Here is a 25224-nt window from a genome sequence, read left to right as displayed (position 1 = left end):
GCCGTGCGGCGGGGCTCCTCGGGCCGGTCGCGCGGGGTCGACGGGCTCGGCGTGCGCGCCGGCTCCGGCTCGGCGATCGGCTCGGGCTCCGGCACCGAGGTCTCGCCGCCCGCCGCCTCCTCGGCCGGCCCCGGCTCGTCCCCAAGCGCGGGCGCGGACGCCTCCGTTTCCGGCGCCGTCGACACCAGCCCGATATCCTCGGCGAACGACACTTCCATCGCCGGCGGCGGGGTCAGCGCGCCCGATGTGTCGAGCAGGAACTTCAACGCGACGATCAGCGCGATGTGGCCGACCAGCGCGACGCCGAAGCCGGATGCCTCGGTCCGCTCCATCAGCGCCGTTCCTGAGCCGCCGTGCTGACCAGCGCAACGCGGCGCAGGCCCGCGGCATGAAGCTCGCCCATCACCGTCATCACCCGGCCATAGTCGAGACCCTGGTCGGCGCGCAGATAGATGCGCGGCCCGCCCGCCTCGGTCGACCCGGCGGCGATCTGCTGAAGTCTCGCGCCGAGCGAAGCGCCGTCCACGGAATCGTCATTGACGAAGATCGCGCCGGCGGGGTCGATCGAGATGCTGACCGGGTCCTGCTCCTGGCTTAGCGCCTCGGCCTTGCTCTCGGGCAGGTTCACCTCGACGCCGCTGGTCAGCAGCGGCGCGGTCACCATGAAGATGATCAGCAACACCAGCATGACGTCGACGAACGGAGTCACGTTAATCTCCGCCATCGGCGCCCGCCGCCTGCCGCGGCCCGACACGGGACCGGTCGACATGCCCATTTAGGCCTCCAGCTCCAGCTCGCGGGACAGGGTCCCGTGGAAGCCGTCGGCGAAGCGTGCGAGGCGCGCCTCCATTTTGTTGATGCCGTGGGTCATGCGGTTGTAGGCGATCACCGCGGGGATCGCCGCGAACAGGCCGATCGCGGTCGCGAACAAAGCCTCGGCGATGCCGGGCGCGACCACCGCGAGATTGGTGCTCTGCTCCGCCGCGATGTCGGTGAAGCTGCGCATGATTCCCCACACGGTCCCGAACAGGCCGACGAACGGCGCCACCGATCCGACCGTGGCGAGGATGTTGAGCCGGTCCGACGCGCTGTCGACCTCGGCCGCGACCGCGGCGTTGAGCGCCACCGCCAGCCGCGAGCGCGTGCCTTCGCGGTCGACGCTGCGGCCGCTCGTCGAGCGGCGCCACTCGGCGATTCCCGCCGACAGCACTTTCGCGGACGGGAAATCCTCCTTGCCGCGCGCCTCGTAGAAGCGGTCGATGTCGTCGCTCTTCCAGAAATCGCGCTCGAACCGCTCGTTCTCGCGCGCGACGCGGCGCATCTTCACCCACTGGGCGACGATGATCGCCCAGGTCCAGATGCTGGCGAGCAAAAGGCCGATCATCACGGCCTTCACGACGATGTCGGCCTGCAGGAACAGGGCAACCGGCGACATGCTGGCGACTGCGGCGGCTCCGGTCGTTTCGGCTAGGCTCACTCTTTTCCTTCCTTCGCGGCTAATGGCTTGAACAGCTCGAGCCATGCCTTGGGCTGCCGCTTCGGGCGTCCGTCCGGGGACATGAACGCCGCGACAATTGTCGCATCGGCAAGCAATTCCTGCCCGCGCATGACTCGCTGATGAATGGTTGCGGTGGCCGCGCCCACCTTATCCAGGCTGCTGACCACGACGATCTCGTCGTCGAGCCTGGCCGGGGCGCGATATTTGATGTTCGCCTCGGCGACCACATAGACGCCCTCGCCGGCGTCGAGCGTGGCGCGCTGGTCGACTCCGATCGCTCGAAGCATGTCGGACCGCGCCCGCTCCATGAAGCGCAGGTAATTGGCGTAATAGACGATGCCCGCCGCGTCGGTGTCCTCGAAATAGACGCGCAGCGCAAAGCGATGGGTGCGGCCGTCGAACGCGCCGCGATAGGGTTTGTCGATTTCGGTCCCGCTCACCGGCTCCGGCTCTAGAGGCAGCGGAATCACGGGGGCAAGCGCAAACCCTTAACCAAAGGATAGGGCGAAGTATTTTTGCGTTGACGCAATGTCACCTCAAGGTTACATGTCACCTACAGGTTACATGGAGTGGGGAGTGCAATGGGCCAAAGATCGGATATCGAGGTTGCCGACGAGCTGAGCCGGCGCCGTGCGAGGACGCTGCCGTTGCTGGCGATCATCTTCCTGACGCAGCAAGCCTCTTATCTCGCCGACCGCTATGAAGGCCCGGCCACAGCCGTGCGCACGGTCGACCACGTCAAGGTCGGCGCTTGGCTGATCCTGTCGATTGTCCTCCTGCTCGCGCTCACCACCGGCGGCTTCTGGTTCAAGTCGCGCAATGTCCGCGCCCTGCTCGACGACGAGGTCACGCGCGCCAATCGCGCCGAAGCGCTCAAGCTCGGCTTCGTCACCACCATGATCAGCGCCTTCGCGATCTACGGGCTGCTCGCGTTCGAGCCGGTGAGTGCGCGCGACGCGATCCACCTGCTGGTCACTATCGGCGTCGCCACCGCGTTGGTGCGCTTCGGCCTCCTTGAAAGGCGTGCCCACCTTGGCGACTGAGCGCCTCGCCAACCGCCTCAACGAACTTCGCGGCGAGCGCGGCTATACCCAGGCTGCGCTCGCCGAGCAGGTCGGAGTCAGCCGCAAGACCGTCAACACGGTCGAGAACGGCGTGTTCGTCCCATCGACCCTGCTTGCGCTGAAGCTCGCCCGCGCGCTCGATTGCCGCGTCGAGGACATCTTCTCGGTCGAGAGCTAGCCGCGCTCTGCGTCCGAATGAGCCGGATCAGGTCTCCCTGCACCGCACGAATGTCGATGAATGACGAGTGGAGATCAGCTCTCGAACAACCCCGTCTGGTCGTTGCTCGGCTGCGGCAGCCCGAGATGCTTCCACCCCGGTCCGTTGAGGCAGCGTCCGCGCGCCGTGCGGGCGATGAGGCCCAATTGGATGAGATAGGGCTCGATCACCTCCTCGATCGTGTCCCTCGGCTCGCTCAGCCCCGCCGCCAGGGTCTCCACGCCGACCGGGCCGCCGCGATAGATGTCGGCGATCATCGTCAAATAGCGCCGGTCCATCGCGTCGAGGCCGAGCGCGTCGACCTCCATCCGGGTCAGCGACGCGTCGGCGACCTTGGCGTCCACCGCCGCCGCCCCCGCGCTCTCGGCGAAATCGCGCACTCGCCTCAGCAGCCGCCCGGCGATGCGCGGAGTCCCCCGCGAGCGCCGCGCCACCTCGCGCGCGCCGTCCTCGGTGATCGCGAGGCCGAGCAGCCCTGCTGCCCGCCGCACCACCTTCTCCAGCTCGGGCGTCGTGTAGAAACTGAGCCGCACCGGAATTCCGAACCGGTCCCGCAGAGGCGTCGTGATTAGCCCCTGCCGCGTCGTCGCCCCGACCAGGGTGAATTTGGGCAGGTCGATCCGGACCGAGCGCGCCGACGGCCCCTCGCCGATCATCAGGTCGAGGACCCGGTCCTCCATCGCCGGATAGAGGATTTCCTCGACCGCGGGCGACAGCCGGTGGATCTCGTCGATGAACAGGACGTCGCCATCCTCGAGATTGGTGAGCAAGGCGGCGAGGTCGCCCGACTTGGCGATCACCGGCCCCGACGTGGCGCGGAAGCCGACTCCGAGCTCGCGCGCGATGATCTGCGCCAGGGTCGTCTTGCCGAGCCCCGGCGGCCCGAAGAACAGGACATGGTCGAGCGCATCGCCGCGCCGCCGCGCCGCATCGATGAACACGCGCAGGTTCTCGCGCGCCGCCTGCTGCCCGACAAACTCGTCCAGGCTCTTGGGCCGAAGCGCCGCGTCCACGTCCTCGGGCCGGCGGTTGGGAGTGGTCAGGCGCTCGTCGGTCACCGCCCTCGCATAGCGCAGCGCCCGCCTCTGTCTAACCCCTTGATCCGTATCAATCACCGTTACGGGAACGAATCCCTGAGACCGCCCGTTTCCTGAACAAGAGCTAAACTCAGGTATTTACATGGCGAGCATCTTCCGTTGGGAGGAGCAGGAACGCTCCTCGCAATTCCTCAACGACGGCTTTCAACAGCGACTGGCGGCTTGGAACCGGCGGCGTCTCGCGCCCGGATTCCCCTCCGACAACTGGCAGTCGCAGATGGACGAGGACCATCGCATGCAGCGGCTCGAGGGCGCGTTCCTGGAGGAGCTTCGCGGCGAGATCGCGGCGCGCGCCGCGCAGGCGCCCACCGACGTCGACGGCTTCCTCGCCTGGTTCGAGGACCTCCAGGTCACCGGCCCCGGCCAGGGCGATCCGCTCTTCCCGTGGCTCGCACGCGAGGCGAGCGTCGACGAGTTCAAATATTATCTCGGCCAGGAAGCCGCCGGCGAGGCCGGCTTCGACGACCTTACCGCAATGACCCAGGTCAAGGTTCCGCCCGACGCCAAGATGGAGCTCGCCAACAATTATTGGGACGAGATGGGCCGCGGCAATCCCAAGGGCATGCACGGCCCGATGCTCGACGCGCTGATCCGGGAGCTCGGCCTCAAGGCGGAGATCGCGGACACCGTGTGGGAGAGCCTGGCGCTCGCCAACGCGATGACCGCGATGGCGGCCAACCGCCGCTACGCCTTCCACTCGATCGGGGCGCTTGGAGCGATCGAGCTGACCGCGCCCGGCCGCAGCCGCGCCGTCGCCGACGGCCTCAAGCGGCTGGGGTTCGACGGCAAGGCGCGCCGCTATTTCGAGCTGCACGCGGTTCTGGACGTTCGCCACAGCGAGGACTGGAACGAGAAGGTCCTTCGCCCGCTCGTCGCCGAGGAGCCGAATTGTGCCACCGCGATCGCCGAGGGCGCGCTGATCCGGCTTCAGGCCGGCGCGCGCTGCTTCGAACGCTATCGTCAAGTGATGTGGGGATAAGCGCCCATGTTCCTTGAATCCGTCCAGACTCCCACCACCGGCCTGGCTGCAAACCTCTCGCCCCGGCCCGCGCCGCGCCCCACGGCGCGGTTCGGCGGTCCTGTCGACAGCGAATATGGCCGGCTCGAGCAGGTGCTCCTCGCCGACCCGAGCCACCTCTCGCTGGTCCCGTGCAACTCGGTCAGCAACGAGAATCACCGCGAGGGCCTCCAGCCCTGCCAGGCGCGAGCGACCCGCCAGCATTCCGGCCTCGTCGCCGCGTTGAAGGCGGAAGGCGTCGACGTGCGCCTCGTCCCCGCCCACGCCGGCCTCCCCGATCTCGCCTTCACCCGCGACACCAGCCTGATGACCCCCTGGGGTCTGCTCGGCCTGTCGCCCGGCGCGAGCCACCGCCGCGGCGAAGTCGACGCGGTGATGGCTGCAGCCAAGGCGGCCGGCGTGCCGATCCTCGGCCGCATCGAGCAGGGCCGGGTCGAAGGCGGCGACGTCGCGATGATCCGTTCGGGCGTCCTCGCCATCGGCATTTCCGGCGAGCGCACCAACGCGATGGGTGCCGAGCATCTCGCCGCGATTTACAAGAGCAAGGGCTGGGAGGTGATCCGCTATCACCTCGACCCGCACTTCCTCCACCTCGACACAGTCTTCTGCATGGTCGACCGCGACCTCGCCATCGCCTGCACCGACGTGCTCGACGAGCGCTTCATGGAGCGGGTCGAGGATATCGGCATCGAGCTCCTGCCGCTCGCCTACAAGGAAGCGCGCAAGCTCGGCTGCAACCTCCTCTCGCTCGGCGACAAGCGGGTCGTGACGTCGGGCACCTGCTCGCGCATCGACGTCGAGCTGGCGTCGCGCGGCTACCGCTCGATCGCCCTCGATTTGAGCGAGTTCACCATGTGCGGCGGCGGCGTCCACTGCCTGACGATGCCGCTGCGCCGCGCCGCCGGCTGAGGATGGCCGGGCCGGGAGCCCTGTCCGAAGACGAAGCCGCGCACCTCCGCCTGCTCCAGGCGCTCGAGGCGCGTGGCTACGACTTCGTCACCATCACCCCGGAGAGCCACCGCCGGGTCCTCGCCCGCGAGACGATGCGCGAGGCCAGGAATCTGCGCGGCGTGTTCGGCTGGAGCCTGCCGTTCGCGGAGGAGGTGGTCGGCCCCGAGCTGTTCGCCCTGCTCCGCGAAGGCCGACTGCTCCAGGAAACGGCCGCCGGCTGGAAGGCCAAGATCCGCGTCTCGCGCATCCGCGGCCGCCTTTTCATTCACTCCGCCTTCCCCACCGAGAGCGACGAAAGCGTCTTCCTCGGACCGGACAGCACCCGTTTCGCCGACTTCATCGTCGATGAGCTCGGCCGGCGCGGCGGCGTCTCGCGCCTCGTCGATATCGGCACGGGCGCCGGCGTCGGCGGCATCATCGCCGCGGGCGTCATGCCGGACACGCAGGTCGAACTCGCCGACATCAACACGGCCGCGCTCAGCCACGCCCGAGTCAACGCCGCCTTCGCCGGTGTCGAGGTGACCACGATCGAGAGCGACGGCGTCGAAGCCATCGAGCCGGGCTTCGACCTCGCCATCTCCAACCCGCCCTTCATTTTCGAGGAAGACGCCCCCGCCTATCGCCGCGGCGGCGCCATGCACGGCGCCGAGCTGTCGCGCGACTGGACTCTGGCGGCTGCCCGCAAGCTCGCCCCCGGCGGCCGAATCCTCCTCTACACCGGAAGCGCCATCGTCGACGGCCGCGACGAGCTCCGCGAGACCCTGGAGCGCGAACTGCCCGCCCTCAACTGCACCCTCGAGTGGCGCGAGCTCGACCCCGACATCTTCGGCGAGGAACTCGAGAAACCCGCCTACGCCGACGTCGACCGCATCGCCGCGATCGGCGCGGTGGTGGAGAAAGCCACCTAACCCTCCCCGTCATCCCCGCGAAAGCGGGGATCCAGCTTCTTCTTCTAGTCTCGGAGGAAAGGCAGCTGGATTCCCGCTTTCGCGGGAATGACAGAAGTTACTTGGCCACCTTCTTGAGCGCGCTACGCACCAGCGCGTCGAGGGTCGCCTCCGGCCCGATCTCGGCCTCGGCCTTGGCCACCGCCTCCGACGCTTCCGCCGGCCGGAAGCCGAGATTGAGCAGCGCCGACACCGCGTCCGCCGCGAAGCCGCCGCGCGCGGGCGCCACGCCCCCGCCACCAAGGCCTAGCGCGACGCCGCCCGCCTTGTCCTTCAATTCGTTGGCGATGCGCTGGGCGAGCTTGGGGCCGACGCCGTTGGCCCGCGCGATCATGCGGTGGTCGCCGGCCGCGATCGCGCTGTGCAGCTCGTCCGCCGACAGCGCCGACAGGATGGCGAGCGCCACGCGGCTGCCGACGCCCTGAACGCTGGTCAAAAGCCCGAACCAGTCCCGCTCCGCCGCGCTCGAAAAGCCGACCAGCCGGATCATGTCCTGCGCGACCAGCATCTCGGTATGGAGCACGACCTCCTCGCCGACCGCGCCGAGGCTGGCCAGGGTGCGGCTCGACGCGAACACCAGATAGCCGACCCCGTTGACGTCGATCACCGCATGGTCCGCCGAGAAACTGTCGAGCCGCCCGCGCAGCTTGGCGATCATGCCGCCACCCCGCGCCGAGCGCTGGCCAGGTGGTGGGCATGGGTGATCGCCACCGCGAGCGCGTCCGACGCGTCCGCCCCGGCGATCTGCGCCCCCGGAAGCAGCCGCTGCACCATCGCGTGAACCTGGTTCTTGTCCGCCGCCCCGGTTCCGACCAGCGCCTTCTTGACCAGCCGCGGCGCATATTCGCCGACCTCGACCTTCGCCTGCGCCGCCGCGAGCAGAACCACGCCGCGCGCCTGGCCGAGCTTCAGCGTCGACTGCGGATTGTCGTTGACGAACACCTCCTCGACGGCCGCTCCGCCGGGCCGATACTCCGCCACGACCTCGCCGAGCGCCTCGTGCAATTTCGCCAGCCGCTCGGCCAACGGCGCGCGCGCGTCGGTGCGCACCTGCCCGTTGGCGATGTGGGACAGCCGGTTGCCCTCGGCCCGGATCACGCCCCAGCCAGTGCAGCCCAGGCCGGGATCGAGGCCAAGGATGATCATTTGCCGGGGTCTAGCAGCTTGATTGCGGGCCGCGAAGCGGCGACATGGCGCCCATGCCGATCCCCGAACAACTCCGCGAGGCCGCGAAGGTCTCCAAGGCGTGGCCCTATGAGGAAGCACGCAAGCTGCTGAAGCGCTATCCCGACGGCCCGGGCGACAAAGGCATCGTCTTCGAGACCGGCTACGGCCCCTCCGGCCTGCCGCACCTCGGCACCTTCCAGGAGGTCGCGCGCACCCTGATGGTCCGCCGCGCTCTCACCGAGATGGTCGACTGGCCGACCCGCCTGATCGCGTTCAGCGACGACATGGACGGCATGCGCAAGGTGCCGCCCGGCGTTCCGCACCAGGACATGATGCACGCGCATCTCGACCAGCCGCTGAGCCGCGTGCCCGACCCCTATGGCTGCGGCCACAAGAGCTATGCCGACCACAACAACAACCTGCTCCGGCAATTCCTCGACCGCTTCGGCTTCGACTACGAGTTCAAGGCCTCGTCCGACTGCTACAATAAAGGCCATTTCGACGAGGCGCTTCGTCAGGTCCTGCGCAAATATGACGACATCATGGGCGTCATGCTGCCGACCCTCCGCGAGGAGCGGCGCCAGACCTACTCGCCGGTCCTCCCAATCAGCCAGGTCAATGGCAAAGTCCTCCAGGTCTCCGTCGAGGTGATCGACGCTGAGGCCGGCCTCATCCGCTACGTCGAGCCCGAGACCGGCGAGAGCGTCGAGCAGTCGATCCTCGGCGGCGGCGCCAAGCTTCAGTGGAAGGTCGACTGGGCGATGCGCTGGTACGCGCTGGGAGTCGATTACGAGATGTCCGGCAAGGACCTGATCGACAGCGTGACGCAAAGCTCCAAGATCGTCCGGGTCCTCGGCGCCCGCCCGCCCGAGGGCTTCAACTACGAGCTGTTCCTCGACGAGAATGGCGAGAAGATCTCCAAGACAAGGGGCAACGGGGTCACCATCGACGAATGGCTGACCTACGCGCCCGAGGAGAGCCTCGCTTTCTACCTCTACCGCGAGCCCAGGAAGGCCAAGCAGCTCTCGTTCGGCATCATCCCCAAGGCGGTCGACGAGTACTACCAATTCCTCGCGGCCTATCCGGCACAGGAATGGGACAAGCGCACCGGCAATCCCGTGCATCACGTGCATTCCGGAAAGGTGCCGGAGGTGAAGCTCCCGATCAGCTTCGCCCTGCTCCTGAACATCGCGAGCCTGCCCGGCGTGGGCGATGCGAAGACGATCTGGAATTTCCTCCAGCGCTACAATCCGGAGCTGAGCCCCGAGAACAGCCCTGCGCTCGACCAGCTCGTCGGCTACGCGGTCGAATACGGAGTCCGCTTCGTTGCGCCATCACTGCGCCGGCGCCCGCCGAGCGAGGAGGAAGCCGGTCTGCTACGGCAGCTGGATGAAATTCTCGCCGGCTTCGAGGGCGAGCCGGATTGGGGGGACGAGGATCCCGCGGTCGTCCTCCAGAACCACGTCTACGAAGTCGGCAAGGCTCACTACGGCAAGGAGCGACTGCGCGACTGGTTCAAGGTCCTCTACGAGACCTTGCTCGGCAGTGAGCAGGGCCCACGCATGGGCAGCTTCTTCGCCCTTTATGGCATCGAAAACAGCCGCAAGCTGATCGCCGAGGCGCTGACCTCCAAAAACTAAGAGCGGCCCCACGCGCGTGGAGCCGCTCTCGGATTGTCCCGCCGCGCGGGGGATAGTTGATACGCGCGGCGGGACTTGGCGTCCCCTCCGCCCAAGGGGCGGGGCGAAGGGGACTAGCTTGGGCGGTGGTTAGCCGCGGCGGCGGTCGGCGTCGCGACGCTCGAGGCGGAGCGACTGGCGGACCTGCTGGACCTGCCGCTGGAGCAGCGAGAATTCACGCCGGTCGATGCCGTTGCGGCTGAACTGGCGGAAGTTGCGCTGCACCTGGGTCGCCTGGCGGCGCAGGCCGTTGGCCTCGCGCGGCGAGATGGCGCCGCGGCGCTGGGCCTGGGCGATCTGGTTGTGCAGCTGGTTGATCTGCTGGCCGATCGCGGCGCCGTTATGGCCATAGCCATGGCCCTGATAGCCCCAATTCTGGGCGGCGGCCGGGGTTGCGACGACCGCCGCACCGGCGATCACAGCGGAGATGACGATCTTGCGCATGGAAAACTCCTTCACTTGAAACGCGCCGCCTTTGTTGGCGACGCTCCCTAACTGGAGCCCGCGCGTCGCAATCGAATGTCGGCTGGCGGGGGAATTGGTCGCGAATTGTCGCGGACTATTTCGCCCCGGGACAGGTCGTCAGCCACCGTTCACCCGCCCGCCCCTGTCATCCCCGCGAAAGCGGGGATCCAGCTGCCTTCGCGCCTTCGCAAAGGAGGCTGAATGAGCTTCGCTCGTTTGTGGCTCCCGCTTTCGCGGGAATGACAGAAAAGGCTTAGGCCGCCGGCCGCGGCGCGAGCAGGCGGGGGAAGGTCGCGCGCAGGTCCCTGAGCTTCGGCGCGTCATGCGCCATGATGTAGGGGCTGCGCGGATTCCGCCGCATATAATTCTGGTGATAGTCCTCGGCGGGCCAGAAGCCGCCGCTCTCGACCCGCGTCGCGATCGCCCGCCCGAACCGCCCTGACCGCCCGAGCTGGGCGATATAGGCCTGCGCCACCCGGCGCTGCTCGGCATCCTGCGGGAAGATGGCGGAGCGATATTGCGGTCCGTGGTCCGGCCCCTGCCGGTTCACCTGCGTCGGGTCGTGAGCGACCGAGAAGAAGATGTGCAGAAGCTGCCCGTAACTCACCGCGCGCGGATCGTAGACGATTCGCACCGCCTCGGCATGACCGCTCCGGCCGCCGCCGACGGTCTGGTAATTCGCGTCGCCCGCGCGACCGCCGGCATAACCCGCGGTGACGCTGCGCACCCCCGCGACATGCTCGAACACGCCCTCGACGCCCCAGAAGCACCCGCCAGCCAGCACCGCCGTTGCGCTGGTCCCGCGCGCCGCGACGTCGCTCGCCGGCGCCGGAATGGTGACCGCAGCATGGGCCGGCAGCGAATTCTGCACCCCCATCGCGTAGAGGCCGGCGACGGCCAAAGCAGTTGCCATGGTGGCGGAAAGGACGACGCGCTGCATCGTCCTGCTCATGCCGCCCGGAAGGTCATCGCGACGCCGTTCATGCAATAGCGAAGCCCGGTCGGCCGCGGCCCGTCCTCGAAGACATGGCCGAGATGGCCGCCGCAATTGGCGCAATGGACCTCGGTCCGGCGCATTCCGAGCGTGCTGTCGGTCGACGTGCCTACGCCGCCCGGAAGCGGCCGCCAGAAGCTCGGCCAGCCGGTGCCGCTGTCGAACTTGGTCTCGGACGAGAACAGGCGATGGCCGCAGCCCGCGCAGTGGAAGGTGCCGCGGCGATGCTCGCGGTCGAGCGGGCTGCTCCCGGCGCGCTCTGTGCCGTGCCCGCGCAGGACTCGATAGGCGGCGGGGCTCAAGCGCTGCCGCCACTGCGCGTCGCTCAGCCGGAACGGAAAAACGCGTTGCTGCGCCGAGCTCTCGCCGCCGCAGCCGATCAGCATGGCGACTGCGAAGGCGCCGCAGCCGCCGAGCAGGGTTCGTCGATCGATCCGGCTCATGCGCAGGCCATAACACGAAATCGCCTGAACCTGCACTGAGCGGGCGCCGCCCGGCCTCCTGACGAAATCCCAAGCCATCGCGCGCCGGCCGCGTTAGCTAGGCGCGATGGCGCGGCTTCCGGGCATCCTCCAGAACCAGATCGAGGCGCTGGCCGGCCAGCTTCTCGCCGCGCCGGGCGTTCCGCGCACCGATTTCGCCGCCCCGCCGGGCGAGCCGGCGCTGCTCGCGCCCGATTCCGTCTCCTGGCGGGTGTTCGACAACCCGGTGACTTTGTTCGTCGGCGGCATCGCCGCGGTTCTGCTCGAGCTCGCCGAGCCGCGCATCCGCCACGGAGTATGGGACCACAGCGACTTCCGCGCCAACCCCTTGGCGCGCCTGCAGCGCACCGGCCTTGCCGCCCTCGTCACCGTCTACGCCCCCGAGAGCCAGGCCCGCGCGATGATCGCCGGAGTCACGCGCGCCCATGGCGACGTCACCGGCACCACGCCCGCCGGCGAGGCCTATAGCGCGTCGGACCCCGATTTGCTCGACTGGGTCGGTGCCACCGCCCTCTACGGCTTCATGGAGGCATACAGCCGCTACGACCGCCCGCTGAGCCCGGCCGACAAGGACCGGGTCTTCGCCGAAGGCCGGGTCACCGCGGGCCTCTACGGCGCCACCGGAGCGCCCGGCAGCGTCGGCGGCTGGGATGCCCTGCTCGCCCGCATGACCCCGCGCCTGGAGCCGTCCGAGACCCTGCTCGAATTTCTCGCCATCATGCGCCGGGTCCCGGCCCTTCCCGCCGCCGCGCGCCCCTTGCAGCACGTCCTCATCCGCGCCGCCGTCGACATCCTTCCGCCCGGGATCGCCGCCCAGCTGCGCATCGCCGACCGCGGCCTTCGCCCGCTCGAGCGCCCGCTCGTCCAGGCGGCGGCGCGCACCGCCGGCGCCATCCTCATCCGCAACTGGCCCTCGGTCGCCGCCTGCCGCCGTCTCGGCCTTCCCGACGACTGGCTGCAGCGCCGCGATTGACCTATCGCCCGGCCATGGATCCCCTTCACCCGAGCTGGCGCGAGGCGCTCGAGGACGAGCTCGACAGTCCTTACATGGCCGCCCTCCGCGCCTGGCTCGACGCCGAGCACCGCTCCGGCAAGCGCATCTTCCCGGACGCCGACAACTGGCTGCGCGCCCTCGACCTCACCCCATTGGACGAGGTCCGCGTCGTCATCCTCGGCCAGGACCCCTATCATGGCGAGGGCCAGGCCCACGGCCTGTGCTTCTCGGTCCAGCCCGGAATCCGCACCCCGCCCAGCCTCGCCAACATCTACAAGGAGCTGGACGCCGACCTCGGCATCCCGCCCGCGCGCCACGGCCACCTCGAATATTGGGCCAGGCAGGGCGTCCTCCTCCTCAACGACGTCCTCACCGTCGAGCAGGGCCGCGCCGCCTCGCACAAGGGCCAGGGCTGGGAGCGCTTCACGGACTCCATCGTCCGCGCCGTCGCCGCCAAGGCCGAGCCCGTCGTCTTCATGCTGTGGGGCGCCCCCGCCCAGAAGAAGGGGGCGTTCGTGAAGAGCATCGACGCGGGCGGCCATCACCTCGTCCTCAAGGCCCCCCACCCCTCGCCGCTGTCCGCCTACAGGGGCTTCCTCGGCTGCAGCCATTTCTCGCGCGCCAACACCTTCCTGGAGGCGCATGGCCGCGGCGAGATCGACTGGCGCCTGCCCGAATGCTGACCTAGGGCGGAGCCATGTGCAACGAAGTGCGCCGCGCGGTCGCCCTCGGCCAGATCCACGACGAGTTCAGCGAGCTGCGCATCCCGCTCCGCTTCCCCGAGGGCCTGCCCAACCTCGCGCCGCTCGACAGCATCCGGATCACCGATCCCACCGCCATCGTCCGATCCGGCGCGGAAGGGACCGAGTTGGTCATGCGCCGCTGGAGCTGGCCCGGGCCGAACAAGAAGCCCGTCTACAATTACCGCTCCGAAGGCCGCGAGTTCGCCAACAGCACCACCGGCGGCCGCTGCCTGATCCCGGTCGACGGCTTCTACGAGTTCACCGCTCCCGCCGACCCCAAGGCCAGGCGCAAGCACAAATGGCTGTTCACCCGCCCCGGCGCGCCCTTCTTCTGCATCGCCGGCCTCTGGCGGACGAGCGGCGATGTCGGCGAGGCCTTCACCATGCTCACCACCGAGCCCGGCCCCGACGTCGCGCCCTATCATGGCCGCCAGGTCGCGGTCCTCGACCGCGGCGACTGGGGCGCCTGGCTCGATGCCTCCGTCCCGGCCCGCGAGCTGATCAGGCCGCTCCCCGCCGGCACCCTCGCGGTCGAGCAGATCAGCTAGACGCGCCGCTCCCGCAGGCCTAGACGACTCCCATCCCCGGGGGACCGCTGACGCGCGGTTGAGAGGGAGGCAGCAGCCTTCGACCCGCTGAACCTGATCCGGCTGACACCGGCGTAGGGAGGGAAGCGGCCTTTCCCGAAGACCGTCTCCCTCCACTGGAGAGGAAACGAGACATGGCCGACATTCCCGCGCGCACCGAACTGAAAGTGACCACCGGGCCCATCCGCGGCTCCCGCAAGATCTACGTGGGCGAGCACCGCGTCGCGATGCGCGAGATCGACCTCGAGCCGACCTCCGGCGAGCCCCCCTTGCGAGTCTACGACTGCTCCGGCCCCTATACCGATCCGGCCGCGACCATCGACATCATGGCCGGCCTCCCCGAGCTTCGCCGCGACTGGATCCGCGGCCGCGGCGACGTCGAGGAGGTGACCCAGCGCGAGGTCCGCCCCGAGGATAACGGCCAGCTCGGCCCCGACCGCTCCGGCGGGGTCCAGCCCTTCCCCAACGTCCGCCGCACGGTCCTCCGCGCCAAGCCCGGCGCCAACGTCTCGCAGATGCACTACGCCCGCCGCGGCATCATCACGCCCGAGATGGAGTATGTCGCCGTGCGCGAGAATCTCGGCCGCGAAGCCCTCCGCGAGCACATCCGGGACGGCCAGGATTTCGGCGCCGCCATCCCCGATTACGTCACGCCCGAATTCGTCCGCGACGAGGTCGCCCGCGGCCGCGCCATCATCCCCAACAACATCAACCACCCGGAATCCGAGCCGATGGCGATCGGCCGCAACTTCCTGGTCAAGATCAACGCCAATATCGGCAACTCCGCCGTCGCCTCGGACGTCGCCTCGGAGGTCGACAAGATGGTCTGGGCGATCCGCTGGGGCGCCGACACGGTCATGGACCTCTCCACCGGCCGCAACATCCACGACACCCGCGAATGGATCCTGCGCAACTCGCCCGTCCCGATCGGCACCGTACCGATCTACCAGGCACTGGAAAAAGTCGGCGGCATCGCCGAGGACCTCACCTGGGAAATCTACCGCGACACCCTCATCGAGCAGGCCGAGCAGGGCGTCGACTATTTCACCATCCACGCCGGCGTCCGCCTGCCCTACATCCCGATGACCGCGAAGCGGGTCACCGGAATCGTCAGCCGCGGCGGCTCGATCATGGCGAAATGGTGCCTCGCCCACCACCAGGAGAGCTTCCTCTACACCCGCTTCGAGGAGATTTGCGAGATCATGAAGGCGTATGACATCGCCTTCAGCCTCGGCGACGGCCTGCGCCCCGGCAGCATCGCCGACGCCAATGACGAGGCCCAGTTCGCCGAGCTCGCCACCCTCGGCGAGCTCACTCAGATCGCCTGGCGCCACGACGTCCAGGTGATGATCGAGGGCCCCGGCCACGTACCGATGCACAAGATCAAGGCGAACATGGACAAGCAGCTCGAGGCGTGCGGCGAGGCGCCCTTCTACACGCTTGGGCCGCTCACCACCGACATCGCTCCGGGCTACGACCACATCACCAGCGCGATCGGCGCCGCGATGATCGGCTGGTTCGGCACGGCGATGCTCTGCTATGTGACGCCGAAGGAGCATCTCGGCCTCCCCGACCGCGACGACGTCAAGGTCGGCGTCGTCACCTACAAGCTCGCCGCCCACGCCGCCGACCTCGCCAAGGGCCATCCGGCCGCGAAGATGCGCGACGACGCCCTCTCGCGCGCAAGGTTCGAGTTCCGCTGGCGCGACCAGTTCAACCTCTCGCTCGACCCCGACACCGCCGAGCAATATCACGACCAGACCCTCCCCGCCGAAGGCGCCAAGACCGCCCACTTCTGCTCGATGTGCGGCCCCAAATTCTGCAGCATGAAGATCACCCAGGAAGTCCGCGACTTCGCCGCCCGCCAATCCTCCCCTGCCTTTGCAGGGGAGGGGGACCAGCCGAAGGCTGGTGGAGGGGCCGCTCCGGCCCTTGCCGGAGCGGAGAGCCCCCTCGTCGTCGAGGAGGCGGAAGCCGGCATGGCCCAGATGAGCGAGAAATTCCGCGAGCTCGGCAGCGAGATCTATCTCGGCGCCAACGGCCGCGAGCACGACTGAGCCAGGGCCCTCCCCGCCGGCACCGCCCCGGGGAGGGCGCCTACCTTTTGCGCACGAACTCCGCGCGCAGCACCAGCCCCTTGATGCCTTCGAACTTGCAGTCGATCTCCTGGGCGTCGCCGGTCAGCCGGATCGACTTGATCAGCGTCCCCTGCTTCAGAGTCCGCCCCGCGCCCTTGACCTCGAGGTCCTTGATCAGGGTCACCTGGTCGCCGTCGGCCAGCACATTGCCCACCGAGTCGCGCACCACGACCGCCCCCACTTCATCCTGAGCCTGTCGAAGCCCCGCCCGCTTCGACGCCAGCTCAGCCGCCGGCATCCACTCCCCGCTCTCCTCGTCGAATTGATAATCCTCGTCGCCGCCGGTCATTTCGGGTCTCCTGTGTAAGAGCGTGCAGCAGGACGGGAGCGGCACTAGCACTGAGGCTGCATGACCGCAGCTAGGCGCATCGACCCTAAGGCTTTGCCGTGGGTTTGGACAAACGAACGAAGGAGATTTTGACCGCATTATAACCCCAGGCTTCGATCTCTCTTTTCGTTTCGTCAAAGGCGACACGTGAAAAAAATGGAATCGTGTAGTCCCCTTTTACGTTAGGAAAATCGCCGAATCTGTACTCGACGGTCCATTCATCAGGAAATGAGGATCTGAGAGCGTCTGCTGTTGCCTTGTCTGTTCTCGCCTCGATCTCATCGATAAACTTATCTTTAACGGTGGGATATCTCCGTAGCTGACGCTAGCGCCTTGTCAGTCAGAAAGTCTGGAAGGTTGACGATACTGGGGCTCGATAGGTGAATAGAATATTTCAGCCTCTTCTTTGGATCGTCTGCCATCAAATCCCCCCATCCCGCTGTCGTATCTTACTAAGCAGCCTGCAGGCCCACTCTTCCTCTCCCCAGCGTGTCGCAAACGCTTCGTTTACCTCAAACCAAGAGCCGTCGTCTCCCAATCCGTGGTTCATACCCATGCAGGAGCATTGGCAATCGTGACCTCGGGCATTCATGCAAGCTGGAGCGCAGACTTCTTGCTCCCGGAAGGGCTGGATGATCCAGACCTCACCGTACTTCTCGAGACTGCGATTCACGAAGTCGTTAAACCACGCTTTTGGGATTTCCCAATATTTTTCGTGGGAAAGCCAAGTCGGTCGATCTCGCCTGCCGTTCTGAAGCCAAATCGCGATTGTTGGGACTGTAGGGAAGCCTCAACCGATGCTTCTGACCTAGCTTTGTGCGACGGATAATTACAGGAATTGAGGTCTGGCCCCAGACCCTTTGAACGCTACCTGTCCCGCTCATCTCGTTCCGAATAGTATCGAGGGCGTCAGCCTTGTCTAGTGCTGAGACTACGACGCTTCAGTCTGCCCACTATCCGGTAGTGAGATGCCAGATCAGGCCCGCTGAAAGGATGACAGCAATCGCGATGAAGGCTCCGTTATGAATCGCGCCGAAGCCACCAGTGATTGCGGCGGGGATGCGCTCGATAACTCTGAAGCCACTCACGGCGTCAACGATGACCACGAGCCATCCGACCACGAAGGTGAATGCCGCCACATAGATCAGGATATCGAGTAAAGACATCGGGCCCCCGACCAACACTACCGAGCCACGATACAGGGATTGTCTCTAGAGTGCACTAGATGCGCCAATCCCTCTCCCGCCCCACCGTGAAATCCTATTTGCTTCCAAAATAGGATTTCGTCTGATCTACACTCGTGGATGAGCGACTCATCCCACCCCGTCCCCGAGCCCCGCGCCCCCGCGAGCCAGGAGCTTGCCGCCGCCGACCCCACCGAACAGGGCGCTCCGCCGCCCGCCGGCTACGACCCCGCCGAATATCGCTGGGTGCCGGTCCGCCGCCGCCCCCGCTATGACGGCTGGACCGAAGAGAAGCAGCGCCGCTTCATCGAGGTGCTCGCCGACACCGGCCTCGTCTCCGCCGCCGCGAAAGCCGTCGGCATGTCGCGCGAGGGCGCCAATCGCCTGCGCCGCTCGCCTCACGGCGCCGCCTTCGCCCGCGCCTGGGACGCCGCGCGCCACCATGCCGGCGGCGTCATTGAGGACATCGCCTTCGAACGCGCGCTCGAGGGCGTCGAGCACAATGTCTATGACGAGTGGGGCGAGGTGGTGACGACGAAGCGCGTCTATAACGACCGCCTCCTGATGTTCCTCCTCCGCCACCTCAAGCCCGAGCGCTACGCCGCGGCCGCGCCCGCCGCCCCTGTCGGGCCCGCCGAGCCGCGCGAGGCCGGGGTCGAGGCGTGCCTGCGCGCCATGGAGCCGCAGCTGCCCGCCCCGCCCGAGCAGCTGCACGAGCCCGAGGCGCTGGCGCACGAGCTGGATGTCGCCGACGCCGCCGACGGCAAGCTGCCCCACTTCCACTCGGAGCAGCGCCCGCCGAAGACCGCCGCCCGCATCGCGGCCGAGGCGCGCGCGGCCCAGGACGCCCGCGGCAAGGCGGCCTGGGAGAAGTGCCAGCGCAAGGAAGGCGAGCTGAGCCGCGAGGAATGGAACGACATGTGCCGCTACCTCGATCCCGCCAGCCGCGCCGAGAAGTCGCGCAAGCGCTATAGGTGAGACCCTGGTGTGACCTTCCAGCGAGAGGCGATGAGCGATGACCCGATCATGTTGACATTCCTCGGTCGCGCCCGATGCTTCGGCCTCTTCCGCCGCAAGTGAAGCCCGGACATGGTCAACACCGCCCCGCAGCTCGCCAAGTTCGCCTGCCTCGACTGCCGCACCGTGATGAAGCGCGCGCCGCTGCTGCCGACTCATCCGGCGATGCGCCGCGCCGCGCCGCGGCCGATCGAGGTGCGCCCGTGCCCGAGCTGCGGCGGCGAAAGCTACTGGGTCGGCAGCAACTTCCGAGCGCCGCCCAAGCACGACCGCAAGGCGTGGGACGTCGTCGCCCTGCTGGTCCGCGCCGGCCTTCCCTATTGCAAGGTGCAGGCGCCGCTGCCGCTGCCCGAACTGGCCGCGATGGGCATCCCCACCACCAAGGTGCTCGGGGCGAGCTACACGATCGGCCCATGGCCAACGACGATGGCGGCGGCGCAGGCCTTCGTCGCTCGTTACGGCGGACTGAGCCTCCCGTTCTGGCGCCCCGGCGAGCCGGTCCCGCCGCTCTAGCGCCGTGCCGAGCGCTCACCGCGCACCCGATCGTCCGCGGCCATGACGAGGCGATGTGAATCCCGGCGACAACGGATCGCCCTGTTCGAGGAGCTCTACGGCCACCTCTGGGATCTGGCGCGGCTCGCCGGCCCGCCGCCGCCCCGGCGCTCAGCGGTTCTTGATGTCGCTCACCGCCCCGCGCGACGGCTGCGCCGCGATGGTCTTGGCCTTCTCCTTCTTGGGCTTGCGGACTTCCTTGTTCGATTTCATCTGACCCTTGGCCATGGCAGTTCCTTTCGCGGGCGCGCTGCCCGTCGACTCGTCTCTAGCCCTTTTCGAGGCCCCGCGCGCGCCCTCGCTCGCTCGAGACCGTTTCGGCAACCTCCCGGGCCTGGCGCAGTTCAGCAAGGGTGAGCGCGCGCCCTTTCGTGCCGGGCCGCGCCCGCCGCTGGGAGACCGTCATGCGCCTATCGCCCGTCCTTGCCGCCTCGCTGCTTCTCTCCGCCTGCGGCGGCGCGGCCGATGACCAGGCCGCTCCGGCCGGCAACGCCGCGACCCCCGTGGCGCCGCCGCCCCCCGCCGCTCGACCCGGCCCGCCCTCGCAAGCCGGGTGGGACCTCCAGTCCAGCGACGAAGGCGCCGCGCTGGTACTCCTGTCCGCGCCGGACCGGGCCGCGATCCGCCTGTTCTGCCCGTCCGCCGGCAACCGCCTGCTCGTCAACGTCCCCGGCTTCCGCGCCGTCGGCAGCGAGGAGCGGCTGTCCGTCGGCAGCGGCGGCGAGGTCGCCACCCTGGTCGCCGACACGCGCGGCGACCGCCAGCGGGGCGGAGTGACCGGGGCCGGAGCGGTGCCGGCCAATCTCGCCGCGCTGATCGCCGGACCCGTCGCCGTCAATTACGGGCAGCAGAACAGCGGGCCGCATCCCGCGCCGCCGGCCGGGCTGGCTCGATCCTTCGTCGCCGCCTGTACCGATGGCGCCGCCGAACCCGCTCCGCCGGAAACGACAGCCGGTGCCGGTGCGTGCATGATGCAGGGCAGCGAGCGGCTCCGGGTCGCGCCGCTGCGCGCCGTCGGCACGGAACCCTTCTGGGGCGCGCGCATCGAGGGCCGCTGCGTCACCTATTCGCATCCCGAGGACCAGTCCGGCACCCGCGTGTGGACCCGCTACGCGCCTGCCCCGAACGGCGGCACCTGGACCGGCGCGCTCGGCGGCCTGCGCTTCGAGCTCACCACCCGCGCGGCGCCGGGCTGCTCGGACGGCATGTCCGACCGACGCTACCCGATCGCCGTTGAGCTTCTGGTCGGGGGCGAGCGCCGCCGCGGCTGCGCCGCGCCGCTTTGAGACGGAAGCGATGACCTACGCCGCCGACGCAACGCCTCACCCCGCCCGCAGGATCTTCGCCATCGGCCGGCCCTTGGCCAGCTCGTCGATCAGCTTGTCGAGATAGCGCACCTCGCGCATCAGCGGGTCGTCGATCGCCTCGATCCGGACGCCGCAGATCGGGCCGGTGATCGCGGCCCGCGCCGGGTTGAGCCCGGGCGCCTCGGCGAAGAAGGTCTCGAAATCGGTGCCCGCTTTCAGCCGCGCCTCGAGCGCTTCCTGCGCATAACCAGTCAGCCAGCGGATGATCTCGTCGACCTCCGCCTTGGTCCGCCCCTTCTTCTCCGCCTTGGCGACATAGTGCGGATACACGCTGGCAACACTCATCGTGTAGATGCGGTGCTTGGCCACTGCCTTCCTCCTCGCCGTCGGCGGCCTTGGCAGCAAAGCGCAGAGCGCCGCTGGCGGCAACCTCCGGGCCCCGGATGCCGGCAACGAAAAAGGGGCGCCGGTCGCCCGACGCCCCCGATCGCTCGTGGTGGAGAGAGCCTTAGTGGCTGTTCTCGGCCGCGTCCTCGCCGGCCTCGCGGACCGCCTCGGCCTTGTTCTCGCCGTCCTGGCGGACCTGGTCGGCCTGGTCCTCCATGCGGTCCTCGACCACATCGTTGGTGGCGTTGTCCGCCTGCTCCTCGATCATGTCGGCCTGGTTCTCGGCGGTCGCCTCGATATTGTCGGCCTTGTTCTCGGTCGCGGTCTGGTTGCACGCGGCGAGCGCGGCGAAGCAGGCCAGGCCCGCGGCCTTCACGATGATCTTCATGTCGAAAAAACCCCTGTCCGTTGAAAAACGGGGCGCCCGCTGCGGCGCGCGCCCCGAGCCCTGCGTGACATTTCAGCGCTCCCGCCCAAAACCCGGACCGGTACGCTTTGTTCCACCATCGTCACGACGGACCGGGCCGTGACCGGGACGGACCCGCGCCGTCAGGCCGCCCGCACCTCGACCGTCTGCTCGACCATCTCGCAGTCGCCGAACGCCGACAGGAAGGCGGTGTCGGCGGCGTCGCGGCCGATTCCGATCTTGGCCATTTCGCCTTCCCTGGCCATTCCGGTCGGGTCGACCAGATGCCATTCGCCGCCGAGGAATATCTCCGCCACCGCGTGGAAATCGGGCGGGTCGACCCCGAGCGCGTAGACGCTGGCGAACCGCGCCGGGATCGCCGCCGCGCGGGTCAGGGTGATCAGGACATGGGCGAAGTCGCGGCATACGCCGGCGCGCCGAACGAAGGTGTCGAGCGCCGTCGTCTCGCCGCTGCTGACGCCGGCGCGGTAGTGGAATCGCGTGCGGACGAAATCGCGCAGCGCCGCGACCCGGGCGCCGCCCTCCAGCCCGCCGAATTCCTGGTCGACATAATCCTGGAAGCGGCTGGCCGGGCAATAGAGCGAGTCGAGCAGATAGGGCACGGTCTCGCCGGGCAGCTGGTGCGGCGGCACCGCCGGCAGAGCGGCGATGTCGGCCAGCCTCCGCTCGATCCGAACAACCGCTCGATAGTCGGCGGTGAAGCGCCCCTCGCTGCGCAGCCAGATGCGCTCGCCGATCCCGTCCTGAGCCGCCACCCGGGCGAAATGGGCGCAGTCGCTGAGCTTCAGCTCGCCGCTCTCGACCACTTGCTCGGGCAGGTGCGCCGCCTCGATCTGGAGAAGCATGTCGACCGCGCAGGGCAGCCGATAGTCGATGCTGGAATGGATGGCGAGCCGCATGGACCCCGAACGCAGCGCCGCCCGTTTCGTGCCGGAGCCGCAATCAGCCGGCCTGCGACGTTGTGGCCGGTGCCGGCTCAGCCCTCGGCGACCTCGCGTCCGCCGCTGACCTTGATCTCGCCCTCGTCATAGCCGTCCCAATAATGAACCCGCTCGGCGGTCACCTTGACGAGGACGAGGCCCGGCGTGTCGATGCCCTGCTCGAACCACGCCTCGAGGTCCTTGGTCCAGTGGGCGGCGAACTGGCCCTTGTCCCGGATCAGCGCGGCTCGGCCCTCGACCGTCAGGAAGAAGGGCCTCATCCCGAGCATCCCCGACTTGGCCTGATAGGCGAGCCCGACCTGCGGATAGCGGCCGATGTCGGCGACGGTGCGGCTGTCGTCGCAGGTGAAGAAATAGGCGTCGCCGTCAAACTCCACGTCGCGGTTGTTGCTCATCGGCCGAGCCGCGATCGCGCCATTCTCGGTGCGGGTGGACAGGACCGCGAAGTCGATGTCCTTCATCTTCCCGGCAAGCTCGGCGAGGCTTTTGTCGGCCATCTTCTGTCTCCCGTCTGGGTCCGTCCGGATCGCCAACGGGCCGCGCCGGCAAAGGTTCATGGCGTCCCCGAAGCCATGCCGGGACGTCCCGGGGTGCGCTATCCCGACATCGATCAGGGCAAAGGCATTGTCCGCGCCGCCGCGGCGTCGAACGGCTCTCGCCCGGCCTATGCCGCGACCGATCGGTCTGGCAACGCCGCGCGCAACCTGCTAATTTGCGGCGGAAATTTCGGGAGGACGTGCCATGCGCCTGACGGCCCGCGCCACATTGGTTGCCATTGCCCTGATGCTGTCGGCGCCCGCCGCCGCGCAGGATGAGCCGCCGCCCGCCTCGTCCGAGATCGTCGTCACCGGCGCCCGCGAGCGCGAGCAGCAGGTGCGCGAGTTCGTCACCGCGCTGACCCCGGCGCCGCGGACCGGCTCGATCCCGCGCTTCATCGACGAGGTCTGCCCGCTCGTCGTCGGCCTGGTGCCGGCTCAGAGAATAGCCGTGGCCGATCGCATCCGCGCCGTCGGGGGCGAGGTCGGCATGCCCGTTGCCGGCGCGAACTGCGCCCCCAATCTGTTCGTCGTCGTCACCCGCGACAAGCGCGCCTTCGTCGAGACCCTGGCCAGGCGCCGGCCCGAATCGTTCGCGATGATGACCGCGCTGCAGATCCGCCGTCTCGCCCGCTCGCCCGGGCCGGCCGTCGCCTGGCAGCTGGAAGGGATGGTCGATTCCGACGGCATCCCGCTCTATTGGGATTCCGACCTCAACGCCTATCGCAACCAGAGCTTCGACGCCGCGAGCCGAATCCGCGCGACCTCGCGCCTCGCCTTCGACGCGGCGATCCTCGTCGTCGAGACCGAGTCGCTTGACGGCCTGACCCCGATCCAGCTCGGCGACTATGCCGCGATGCGGCTGCTCGCGAAGGTCGATCCCGCGCGCCTTCCGGCGTCGACGCCGCCGACCATCCTCAACGTTCTGACCACGCCGATGGGAAGCCCGGTGCCGATCACCATGACCAACTGGGACCTCGCTTTTCTGCGCGGCCTCTATGGCGTCGCGCCCAACGTCTATGTCTCGGGCCAGCGCTCCGACATCGCGCGGCGCGTGCTGCGGGACGTCGACTCTGCTGCGGCTCAGGAACTAGGCGAGGACTGAGCCGAGACGCTCAGCGCCGGCGCGTCCGAGCGTGCGCCGCGGCGAGCATCGCCGGGACATGGCCCTGCCAGTCGCCAGCGCTGTGGACCGCGAGGATTCGGCCGTCGCGGCCGATCAGGAACGAGGTGCGGTTGCTCATCGGCGATCCCGCGCGCAGGCGGACGTCATAGGCGTCGATCATCGCGCTCGTCGCCGTCGCCACCGGGAAGGCGCTTCGGCATGCCTCGACCGAGAAGCGGCGAAGCGTCGCGGCATCGTCCGCCGACACCCCGACGACATTGACGCCCAGCGCCCGGAACTCGTCCATCGCCTCGGAAAAGGCGCGCGCCTCGAGCGTGCACCCTTCGGTGAAGGCGCGCGGGTAGAAATAGAGGACGAGCGCGCCCTCGCGCAGCTGCTCGGTGAGATGGAGGCGGAAGGGCCGCCCGCCGACCGATCCTTCGGTCCAGAAATCGGGTGCCCGGGCGCCGACCGGCAATGCCGCGGTCGCCGGCCCCGCCAGCGCCAGCAGCAGCGCGGCGATCATCGCGTGGAACAGGCGCGTCATGGCAAAGTCTCCCCTGGCGTGGGGAGCCTATATCACCGGCAAGAGCGGACGGAAAAGGGCGCCGCCAGCCGGCGACGCCCTCTCCATCCCTTGTCACTGCGTCAGGATCAGCCCTGGAAGGCCGGCTGCTGGAAACCGAACAGGCCCGGCGAAGGCGTCCGGCCGGTCCGCCGCGGCGCGAAGGCCGGATTGGCGGGCTGCCTCGTCGGCTCGGCCACCTTGGTGGTCACCGCATCGGCGGTGGTGCTCATCGGCAGCGGCTCTTGCGCCGTGGCACCGTCGCTCGCCATACCCTCGCGGCGATCGAAGAAGGCCGCGCGCTTCAGCCGGCGCTTGAGCGACAGCGACGGATTGTCGGGCGTCGGACCGCGATAGGCGGCCTGGGTGTGGCGCCCGTAGCGCGACAGGTCGAGGCCCGCGGGGATCGCGGCCGGCGCAGCCGTGCGAGCGGCCAGGGGCATCACCGGAGCTGGCTCGATCGCGGCGGGCGCGACATGATCGGTCTCGACCGTCTCGGGCTCATAGACGACCTCGTCGCCGCGCCTGCGGCGCCGGTTCAGCGCGACCGCGCCGCCGACCAGGGCGAGCACGCCGATACCGGCGCCCGCGATCGGGAGCACGTCATCGGCCGCCGAAGCCTCGGCCTGCACCGGTGACGTCTGCTGGACCGGGATCGGCGCCGGGACGGCCGCTTCCAATGGAGCCGCGATCTGCGCCGGCTCAGCCGCCGGTGCCTCCGCAGCCACGGCCGGCGACGCGGTCACTGCCGGACTCGCGGCAGGCCTACGGGCCGGCGCCGCGGCCCGGCGAACCGGCGCGGTGGCCTCGGCCGCCGGAGCCGCACGGGTGGCC

The 25224-nt window shown here is 68.7% G+C and carries 30 protein-coding genes, 2 pseudogenes and 1 riboswitch; of the genes and pseudogenes, 14 read left to right on the top strand and 18 right to left on the bottom strand.

The features are described 5' to 3' along the window. From G7B71_RS13265 to ybgC, 4 genes and pseudogenes are all read right to left on the bottom strand, one after another. A pseudogene (locus tag G7B71_RS13265) lies at window positions 1-332 on the bottom strand (hypothetical protein); the annotation flags it as partial. Then, window positions 332-775 carry a protein TolR gene (gene tolR / locus G7B71_RS13260; protein WP_166041651.1) on the bottom strand — a complete coding sequence of 148 codons (444 nt, stop codon included), beginning with the start codon at window positions 773-775 and terminating at the stop codon, window positions 332-334. The gene tolR and the pseudogene G7B71_RS13265, both read right to left, overlap by 1 nt. After that, the gene (gene tolQ / locus G7B71_RS13255; protein ID WP_243406244.1) at window positions 776-1435 is read right to left on the bottom strand and encodes a protein TolQ; all 660 of its coding nucleotides are present in this window, start codon (window positions 1433-1435) and stop codon (window positions 776-778) included. A 38-nt stretch (window positions 1436-1473) separates the two neighbouring features. Beyond that, a complete protein-coding gene (ybgC, locus tag G7B71_RS13250) occupies window positions 1474-1938 on the bottom strand; it encodes a tol-pal system-associated acyl-CoA thioesterase (protein WP_166041647.1) in 465 nt (154 codons plus the stop codon). A 141-nt stretch (window positions 1939-2079) separates the two neighbouring features. Between ybgC and G7B71_RS13245 the strand changes: the two genes are divergently transcribed. Together G7B71_RS13245 and G7B71_RS13240 are read left to right on the top strand one after the other, a co-directional pair. Continuing rightward, window positions 2080-2541 (top strand): hypothetical protein, encoded by a 462-nt coding sequence (locus G7B71_RS13245; RefSeq protein ID WP_166041645.1) that lies wholly within the window; start codon window positions 2080-2082, stop codon window positions 2539-2541. Further along, on the top strand, window positions 2531-2740 hold the full coding sequence (locus G7B71_RS13240) for a helix-turn-helix domain-containing protein (protein ID WP_166041643.1): 210 nt from the start codon (window positions 2531-2533) through the stop codon (window positions 2738-2740). The genes G7B71_RS13245 and G7B71_RS13240 overlap by 11 nt, the downstream gene beginning before the upstream one ends. 74 nt (window positions 2741-2814) lie before the next feature. On the opposite strand, the gene ruvB is transcribed toward G7B71_RS13240, so the two are convergent. Continuing rightward, a complete protein-coding gene (gene ruvB, locus G7B71_RS13235; protein WP_166041641.1) occupies window positions 2815-3837 on the bottom strand; it encodes a Holliday junction branch migration DNA helicase RuvB in 1023 nt (340 codons plus the stop codon). A 121-nt stretch (window positions 3838-3958) separates the two neighbouring features. Between ruvB and G7B71_RS13230 the strand changes: the two genes are divergently transcribed. The 3 genes from G7B71_RS13230 to G7B71_RS13220 are packed head-to-tail and all read left to right on the top strand — an operon-like array spanning window position 3959 to window position 6753. Next, window positions 3959-4855: an iron-containing redox enzyme family protein gene (locus tag G7B71_RS13230; RefSeq protein ID WP_166041639.1), complete on the top strand. Its 897-nt coding sequence runs from the start codon at window positions 3959-3961 to the stop codon at window positions 4853-4855. A gap of 6 nt (window positions 4856-4861) precedes the next feature. Next, a complete protein-coding gene (locus tag G7B71_RS13225) occupies window positions 4862-5803 on the top strand; it encodes an arginine deiminase family protein (protein ID WP_166041637.1) in 942 nt (313 codons plus the stop codon). 2 nt (window positions 5804-5805) lie between these two features. Then, window positions 5806-6753, top strand: a complete 948-nt coding sequence (locus G7B71_RS13220; protein ID WP_166041635.1) for a methyltransferase — start codon at window positions 5806-5808, stop codon at window positions 6751-6753. A 97-nt stretch (window positions 6754-6850) separates the two neighbouring features. Here the strand turns inward: G7B71_RS13220 and ruvA are convergent, their stop codons facing one another. Then, window positions 6851-7450: a Holliday junction branch migration protein RuvA gene (gene ruvA / locus G7B71_RS13215; RefSeq protein ID WP_166041633.1), complete on the bottom strand. Its 600-nt coding sequence runs from the start codon at window positions 7448-7450 to the stop codon at window positions 6851-6853. Next, on the bottom strand, window positions 7447-7938 hold the full coding sequence (gene ruvC / locus G7B71_RS13210; protein WP_166041631.1) for a crossover junction endodeoxyribonuclease RuvC: 492 nt from the start codon (window positions 7936-7938) through the stop codon (window positions 7447-7449). The genes ruvA and ruvC overlap by 4 nt, the downstream gene beginning before the upstream one ends. A gap of 53 nt (window positions 7939-7991) precedes the next feature. Between ruvC and G7B71_RS13205 the strand changes: the two genes are divergently transcribed. Next, a complete protein-coding gene (locus tag G7B71_RS13205) occupies window positions 7992-9599 on the top strand; it encodes a lysine--tRNA ligase (protein ID WP_166041655.1) in 1608 nt (535 codons plus the stop codon). Between the two features lie 129 nt (window positions 9600-9728). On the opposite strand, the gene G7B71_RS13200 is transcribed toward G7B71_RS13205, so the two are convergent. From G7B71_RS13200 to msrB, 3 genes are all read right to left on the bottom strand, one after another. Further along, complete coding sequence (locus G7B71_RS13200) at window positions 9729-10082, bottom strand: hypothetical protein (RefSeq protein ID WP_166041629.1); 354 nt, start codon at window positions 10080-10082, stop codon at window positions 9729-9731. Between the two features lie 274 nt (window positions 10083-10356). After that, window positions 10357-11043 (bottom strand): peptide-methionine (S)-S-oxide reductase MsrA, encoded by a 687-nt coding sequence (gene msrA, locus G7B71_RS13195; protein WP_166041627.1) that lies wholly within the window; start codon window positions 11041-11043, stop codon window positions 10357-10359. Window positions 11044-11051: 8 nt separating this feature from the next. Next, window positions 11052-11540 (bottom strand): peptide-methionine (R)-S-oxide reductase MsrB, encoded by a 489-nt coding sequence (gene msrB, locus G7B71_RS13190; protein ID WP_166041625.1) that lies wholly within the window; start codon window positions 11538-11540, stop codon window positions 11052-11054. Window positions 11541-11646: 106 nt separating this feature from the next. Here msrB and G7B71_RS13185 point away from each other — a divergent pair, with 106 nt between their 5' ends. From G7B71_RS13185 to thiC, 4 genes are all read left to right on the top strand, one after another. Then, a complete protein-coding gene (locus tag G7B71_RS13185; RefSeq protein ID WP_166041623.1) occupies window positions 11647-12552 on the top strand; it encodes an oxygenase MpaB family protein in 906 nt (301 codons plus the stop codon). Window positions 12553-12566: 14 nt separating this feature from the next. Next, window positions 12567-13256, top strand: coding sequence for a uracil-DNA glycosylase (ung, locus tag G7B71_RS13180; protein WP_166041653.1), 690 nt, complete (start codon window positions 12567-12569; stop codon window positions 13254-13256). A 14-nt stretch (window positions 13257-13270) separates the two neighbouring features. Further along, window positions 13271-13864, top strand: a complete 594-nt coding sequence (locus G7B71_RS13175) for an SOS response-associated peptidase (RefSeq protein WP_166041621.1) — start codon at window positions 13271-13273, stop codon at window positions 13862-13864. A 28-nt stretch (window positions 13865-13892) separates the two neighbouring features. Beyond that, window positions 13893-14001, top strand: a riboswitch (TPP riboswitch). 36 nt (window positions 14002-14037) lie between these two features. Further along, entirely contained in the window at window positions 14038-15960 is a 1923-nt protein-coding gene (thiC, locus tag G7B71_RS13170; protein WP_166041619.1) for a phosphomethylpyrimidine synthase ThiC, read from the top strand. 40 nt (window positions 15961-16000) lie between these two features. On the opposite strand, the gene G7B71_RS13165 is transcribed toward thiC, so the two are convergent. Together G7B71_RS13165 and G7B71_RS13160 are read right to left on the bottom strand one after the other, a co-directional pair. Next, entirely contained in the window at window positions 16001-16330 is a 330-nt protein-coding gene (locus G7B71_RS13165) for an alkylphosphonate utilization protein (RefSeq protein WP_166041618.1), read from the bottom strand. 992 nt (window positions 16331-17322) lie between these two features. After that, the gene (locus G7B71_RS13160; RefSeq protein WP_166041617.1) at window positions 17323-17535 is read right to left on the bottom strand and encodes a hypothetical protein; all 213 of its coding nucleotides are present in this window, start codon (window positions 17533-17535) and stop codon (window positions 17323-17325) included. Window positions 17536-17673: 138 nt separating this feature from the next. On the opposite strand from G7B71_RS13160, the gene G7B71_RS13155 reads away from it, so the two are divergent. The 3 genes from G7B71_RS13155 (at window position 17674) to G7B71_RS13145 (ending at window position 20408) form a co-directional block, all read left to right on the top strand. Then, a complete protein-coding gene (locus tag G7B71_RS13155) occupies window positions 17674-18531 on the top strand; it encodes a hypothetical protein (protein ID WP_166041616.1) in 858 nt (285 codons plus the stop codon). A 111-nt stretch (window positions 18532-18642) separates the two neighbouring features. After that, window positions 18643-19083: a hypothetical protein gene (locus G7B71_RS13150; RefSeq protein WP_166041615.1), complete on the top strand. Its 441-nt coding sequence runs from the start codon at window positions 18643-18645 to the stop codon at window positions 19081-19083. A 443-nt stretch (window positions 19084-19526) separates the two neighbouring features. Further along, a complete protein-coding gene (locus G7B71_RS13145; RefSeq protein ID WP_166041614.1) occupies window positions 19527-20408 on the top strand; it encodes a hypothetical protein in 882 nt (293 codons plus the stop codon). Between the two features lie 36 nt (window positions 20409-20444). Here the strand turns inward: G7B71_RS13145 and G7B71_RS13140 are convergent, their stop codons facing one another. From G7B71_RS13140 to G7B71_RS13125, 4 genes are all read right to left on the bottom strand, one after another. Next, complete coding sequence (locus G7B71_RS13140) at window positions 20445-20798, bottom strand: DUF2200 domain-containing protein (protein WP_166041613.1); 354 nt, start codon at window positions 20796-20798, stop codon at window positions 20445-20447. Between the two features lie 139 nt (window positions 20799-20937). Next, window positions 20938-21204, bottom strand: a complete 267-nt coding sequence (locus tag G7B71_RS13135) for a hypothetical protein (protein ID WP_166041611.1) — start codon at window positions 21202-21204, stop codon at window positions 20938-20940. Window positions 21205-21365: 161 nt separating this feature from the next. Next, window positions 21366-22142, bottom strand: a complete 777-nt coding sequence (locus tag G7B71_RS13130; RefSeq protein WP_166041610.1) for a transglutaminase family protein — start codon at window positions 22140-22142, stop codon at window positions 21366-21368. Window positions 22143-22219: 77 nt separating this feature from the next. Then, window positions 22220-22681, bottom strand: a complete 462-nt coding sequence (locus G7B71_RS13125; RefSeq protein WP_166041608.1) for a pyridoxamine 5'-phosphate oxidase family protein — start codon at window positions 22679-22681, stop codon at window positions 22220-22222. Between the two features lie 244 nt (window positions 22682-22925). Between G7B71_RS13125 and G7B71_RS13120 the strand changes: the two genes are divergently transcribed. Beyond that, a complete protein-coding gene (locus G7B71_RS13120) occupies window positions 22926-23825 on the top strand; it encodes a hypothetical protein (protein WP_166041606.1) in 900 nt (299 codons plus the stop codon). 10 nt (window positions 23826-23835) lie between these two features. Here the strand turns inward: G7B71_RS13120 and G7B71_RS13115 are convergent, their stop codons facing one another. After that, on the bottom strand, window positions 23836-24372 hold the full coding sequence (locus G7B71_RS13115) for a peroxiredoxin (protein ID WP_166041604.1): 537 nt from the start codon (window positions 24370-24372) through the stop codon (window positions 23836-23838). A gap of 107 nt (window positions 24373-24479) precedes the next feature. Continuing rightward, window positions 24480-25224, bottom strand: a pseudogene (locus G7B71_RS13110) (hypothetical protein); the annotation flags it as partial.

Source organism: Sphingosinicella sp. YJ22 (assembly GCF_011320075.1).
Lineage (GTDB): Bacteria > Pseudomonadota > Alphaproteobacteria > Sphingomonadales > Sphingomonadaceae > Allosphingosinicella.
Note: the sequence above shows the minus strand (reverse complement) of the source record. Positions and strands in the feature narration are given on the sequence as shown.

What these genes read in the sequence shown, in the direction of transcription:
- tolR (WP_166041651.1), bottom strand. Translation starts at nt 775, where the DNA reads ATGGGCATGTCGACCGGTCCCGTGTCGGGCCGCGGCAGGCGGCGGGCG.
- tolQ (WP_243406244.1), bottom strand. Translation starts at nt 1,435, where the DNA reads ATGTCGCCGGTTGCCCTGTTCCTGCAGGCCGACATCGTCGTGAAGGCC.
- G7B71_RS13245 (WP_166041645.1), top strand. Translation starts at nt 2,080, where the DNA reads ATGGGCCAAAGATCGGATATCGAGGTTGCCGACGAGCTGAGCCGGCGC.
- G7B71_RS13230 (WP_166041639.1), top strand. Translation starts at nt 3,959, where the DNA reads ATGGCGAGCATCTTCCGTTGGGAGGAGCAGGAACGCTCCTCGCAATTC.
- G7B71_RS13225 (WP_166041637.1), top strand. Translation starts at nt 4,862, where the DNA reads ATGTTCCTTGAATCCGTCCAGACTCCCACCACCGGCCTGGCTGCAAAC.
- G7B71_RS13220 (WP_166041635.1), top strand. Translation starts at nt 5,806, where the DNA reads ATGGCCGGGCCGGGAGCCCTGTCCGAAGACGAAGCCGCGCACCTCCGC.
- ruvA (WP_166041633.1), bottom strand. Translation starts at nt 7,450, where the DNA reads ATGATCGCCAAGCTGCGCGGGCGGCTCGACAGTTTCTCGGCGGACCAT.
- ruvC (WP_166041631.1), bottom strand. Translation starts at nt 7,938, where the DNA reads ATGATCATCCTTGGCCTCGATCCCGGCCTGGGCTGCACTGGCTGGGGC.
- G7B71_RS13205 (WP_166041655.1), top strand. Translation starts at nt 7,992, where the DNA reads ATGCCGATCCCCGAACAACTCCGCGAGGCCGCGAAGGTCTCCAAGGCG.
- G7B71_RS13200 (WP_166041629.1), bottom strand. Translation starts at nt 10,082, where the DNA reads ATGCGCAAGATCGTCATCTCCGCTGTGATCGCCGGTGCGGCGGTCGTC.
- msrA (WP_166041627.1), bottom strand. Translation starts at nt 11,043, where the DNA reads ATGCAGCGCGTCGTCCTTTCCGCCACCATGGCAACTGCTTTGGCCGTC.
- msrB (WP_166041625.1), bottom strand. Translation starts at nt 11,540, where the DNA reads ATGAGCCGGATCGATCGACGAACCCTGCTCGGCGGCTGCGGCGCCTTC.
- G7B71_RS13185 (WP_166041623.1), top strand. Translation starts at nt 11,647, where the DNA reads ATGGCGCGGCTTCCGGGCATCCTCCAGAACCAGATCGAGGCGCTGGCC.
- ung (WP_166041653.1), top strand. Translation starts at nt 12,567, where the DNA reads ATGGATCCCCTTCACCCGAGCTGGCGCGAGGCGCTCGAGGACGAGCTC.
- G7B71_RS13175 (WP_166041621.1), top strand. Translation starts at nt 13,271, where the DNA reads ATGTGCAACGAAGTGCGCCGCGCGGTCGCCCTCGGCCAGATCCACGAC.
- thiC (WP_166041619.1), top strand. Translation starts at nt 14,038, where the DNA reads ATGGCCGACATTCCCGCGCGCACCGAACTGAAAGTGACCACCGGGCCC.
- G7B71_RS13165 (WP_166041618.1), bottom strand. Translation starts at nt 16,330, where the DNA reads ATGACCGGCGGCGACGAGGATTATCAATTCGACGAGGAGAGCGGGGAG.
- G7B71_RS13160 (WP_166041617.1), bottom strand. Translation starts at nt 17,535, where the DNA reads ATGTCTTTACTCGATATCCTGATCTATGTGGCGGCATTCACCTTCGTG.
- G7B71_RS13155 (WP_166041616.1), top strand. Translation starts at nt 17,674, where the DNA reads ATGAGCGACTCATCCCACCCCGTCCCCGAGCCCCGCGCCCCCGCGAGC.
- G7B71_RS13150 (WP_166041615.1), top strand. Translation starts at nt 18,643, where the DNA reads ATGGTCAACACCGCCCCGCAGCTCGCCAAGTTCGCCTGCCTCGACTGC.
- G7B71_RS13145 (WP_166041614.1), top strand. Translation starts at nt 19,527, where the DNA reads ATGCGCCTATCGCCCGTCCTTGCCGCCTCGCTGCTTCTCTCCGCCTGC.
- G7B71_RS13135 (WP_166041611.1), bottom strand. Translation starts at nt 21,204, where the DNA reads ATGAAGATCATCGTGAAGGCCGCGGGCCTGGCCTGCTTCGCCGCGCTC.
- G7B71_RS13130 (WP_166041610.1), bottom strand. Translation starts at nt 22,142, where the DNA reads ATGCGGCTCGCCATCCATTCCAGCATCGACTATCGGCTGCCCTGCGCG.
- G7B71_RS13125 (WP_166041608.1), bottom strand. Translation starts at nt 22,681, where the DNA reads ATGGCCGACAAAAGCCTCGCCGAGCTTGCCGGGAAGATGAAGGACATC.
- G7B71_RS13120 (WP_166041606.1), top strand. Translation starts at nt 22,926, where the DNA reads ATGCGCCTGACGGCCCGCGCCACATTGGTTGCCATTGCCCTGATGCTG.
- G7B71_RS13115 (WP_166041604.1), bottom strand. Translation starts at nt 24,372, where the DNA reads ATGACGCGCCTGTTCCACGCGATGATCGCCGCGCTGCTGCTGGCGCTG.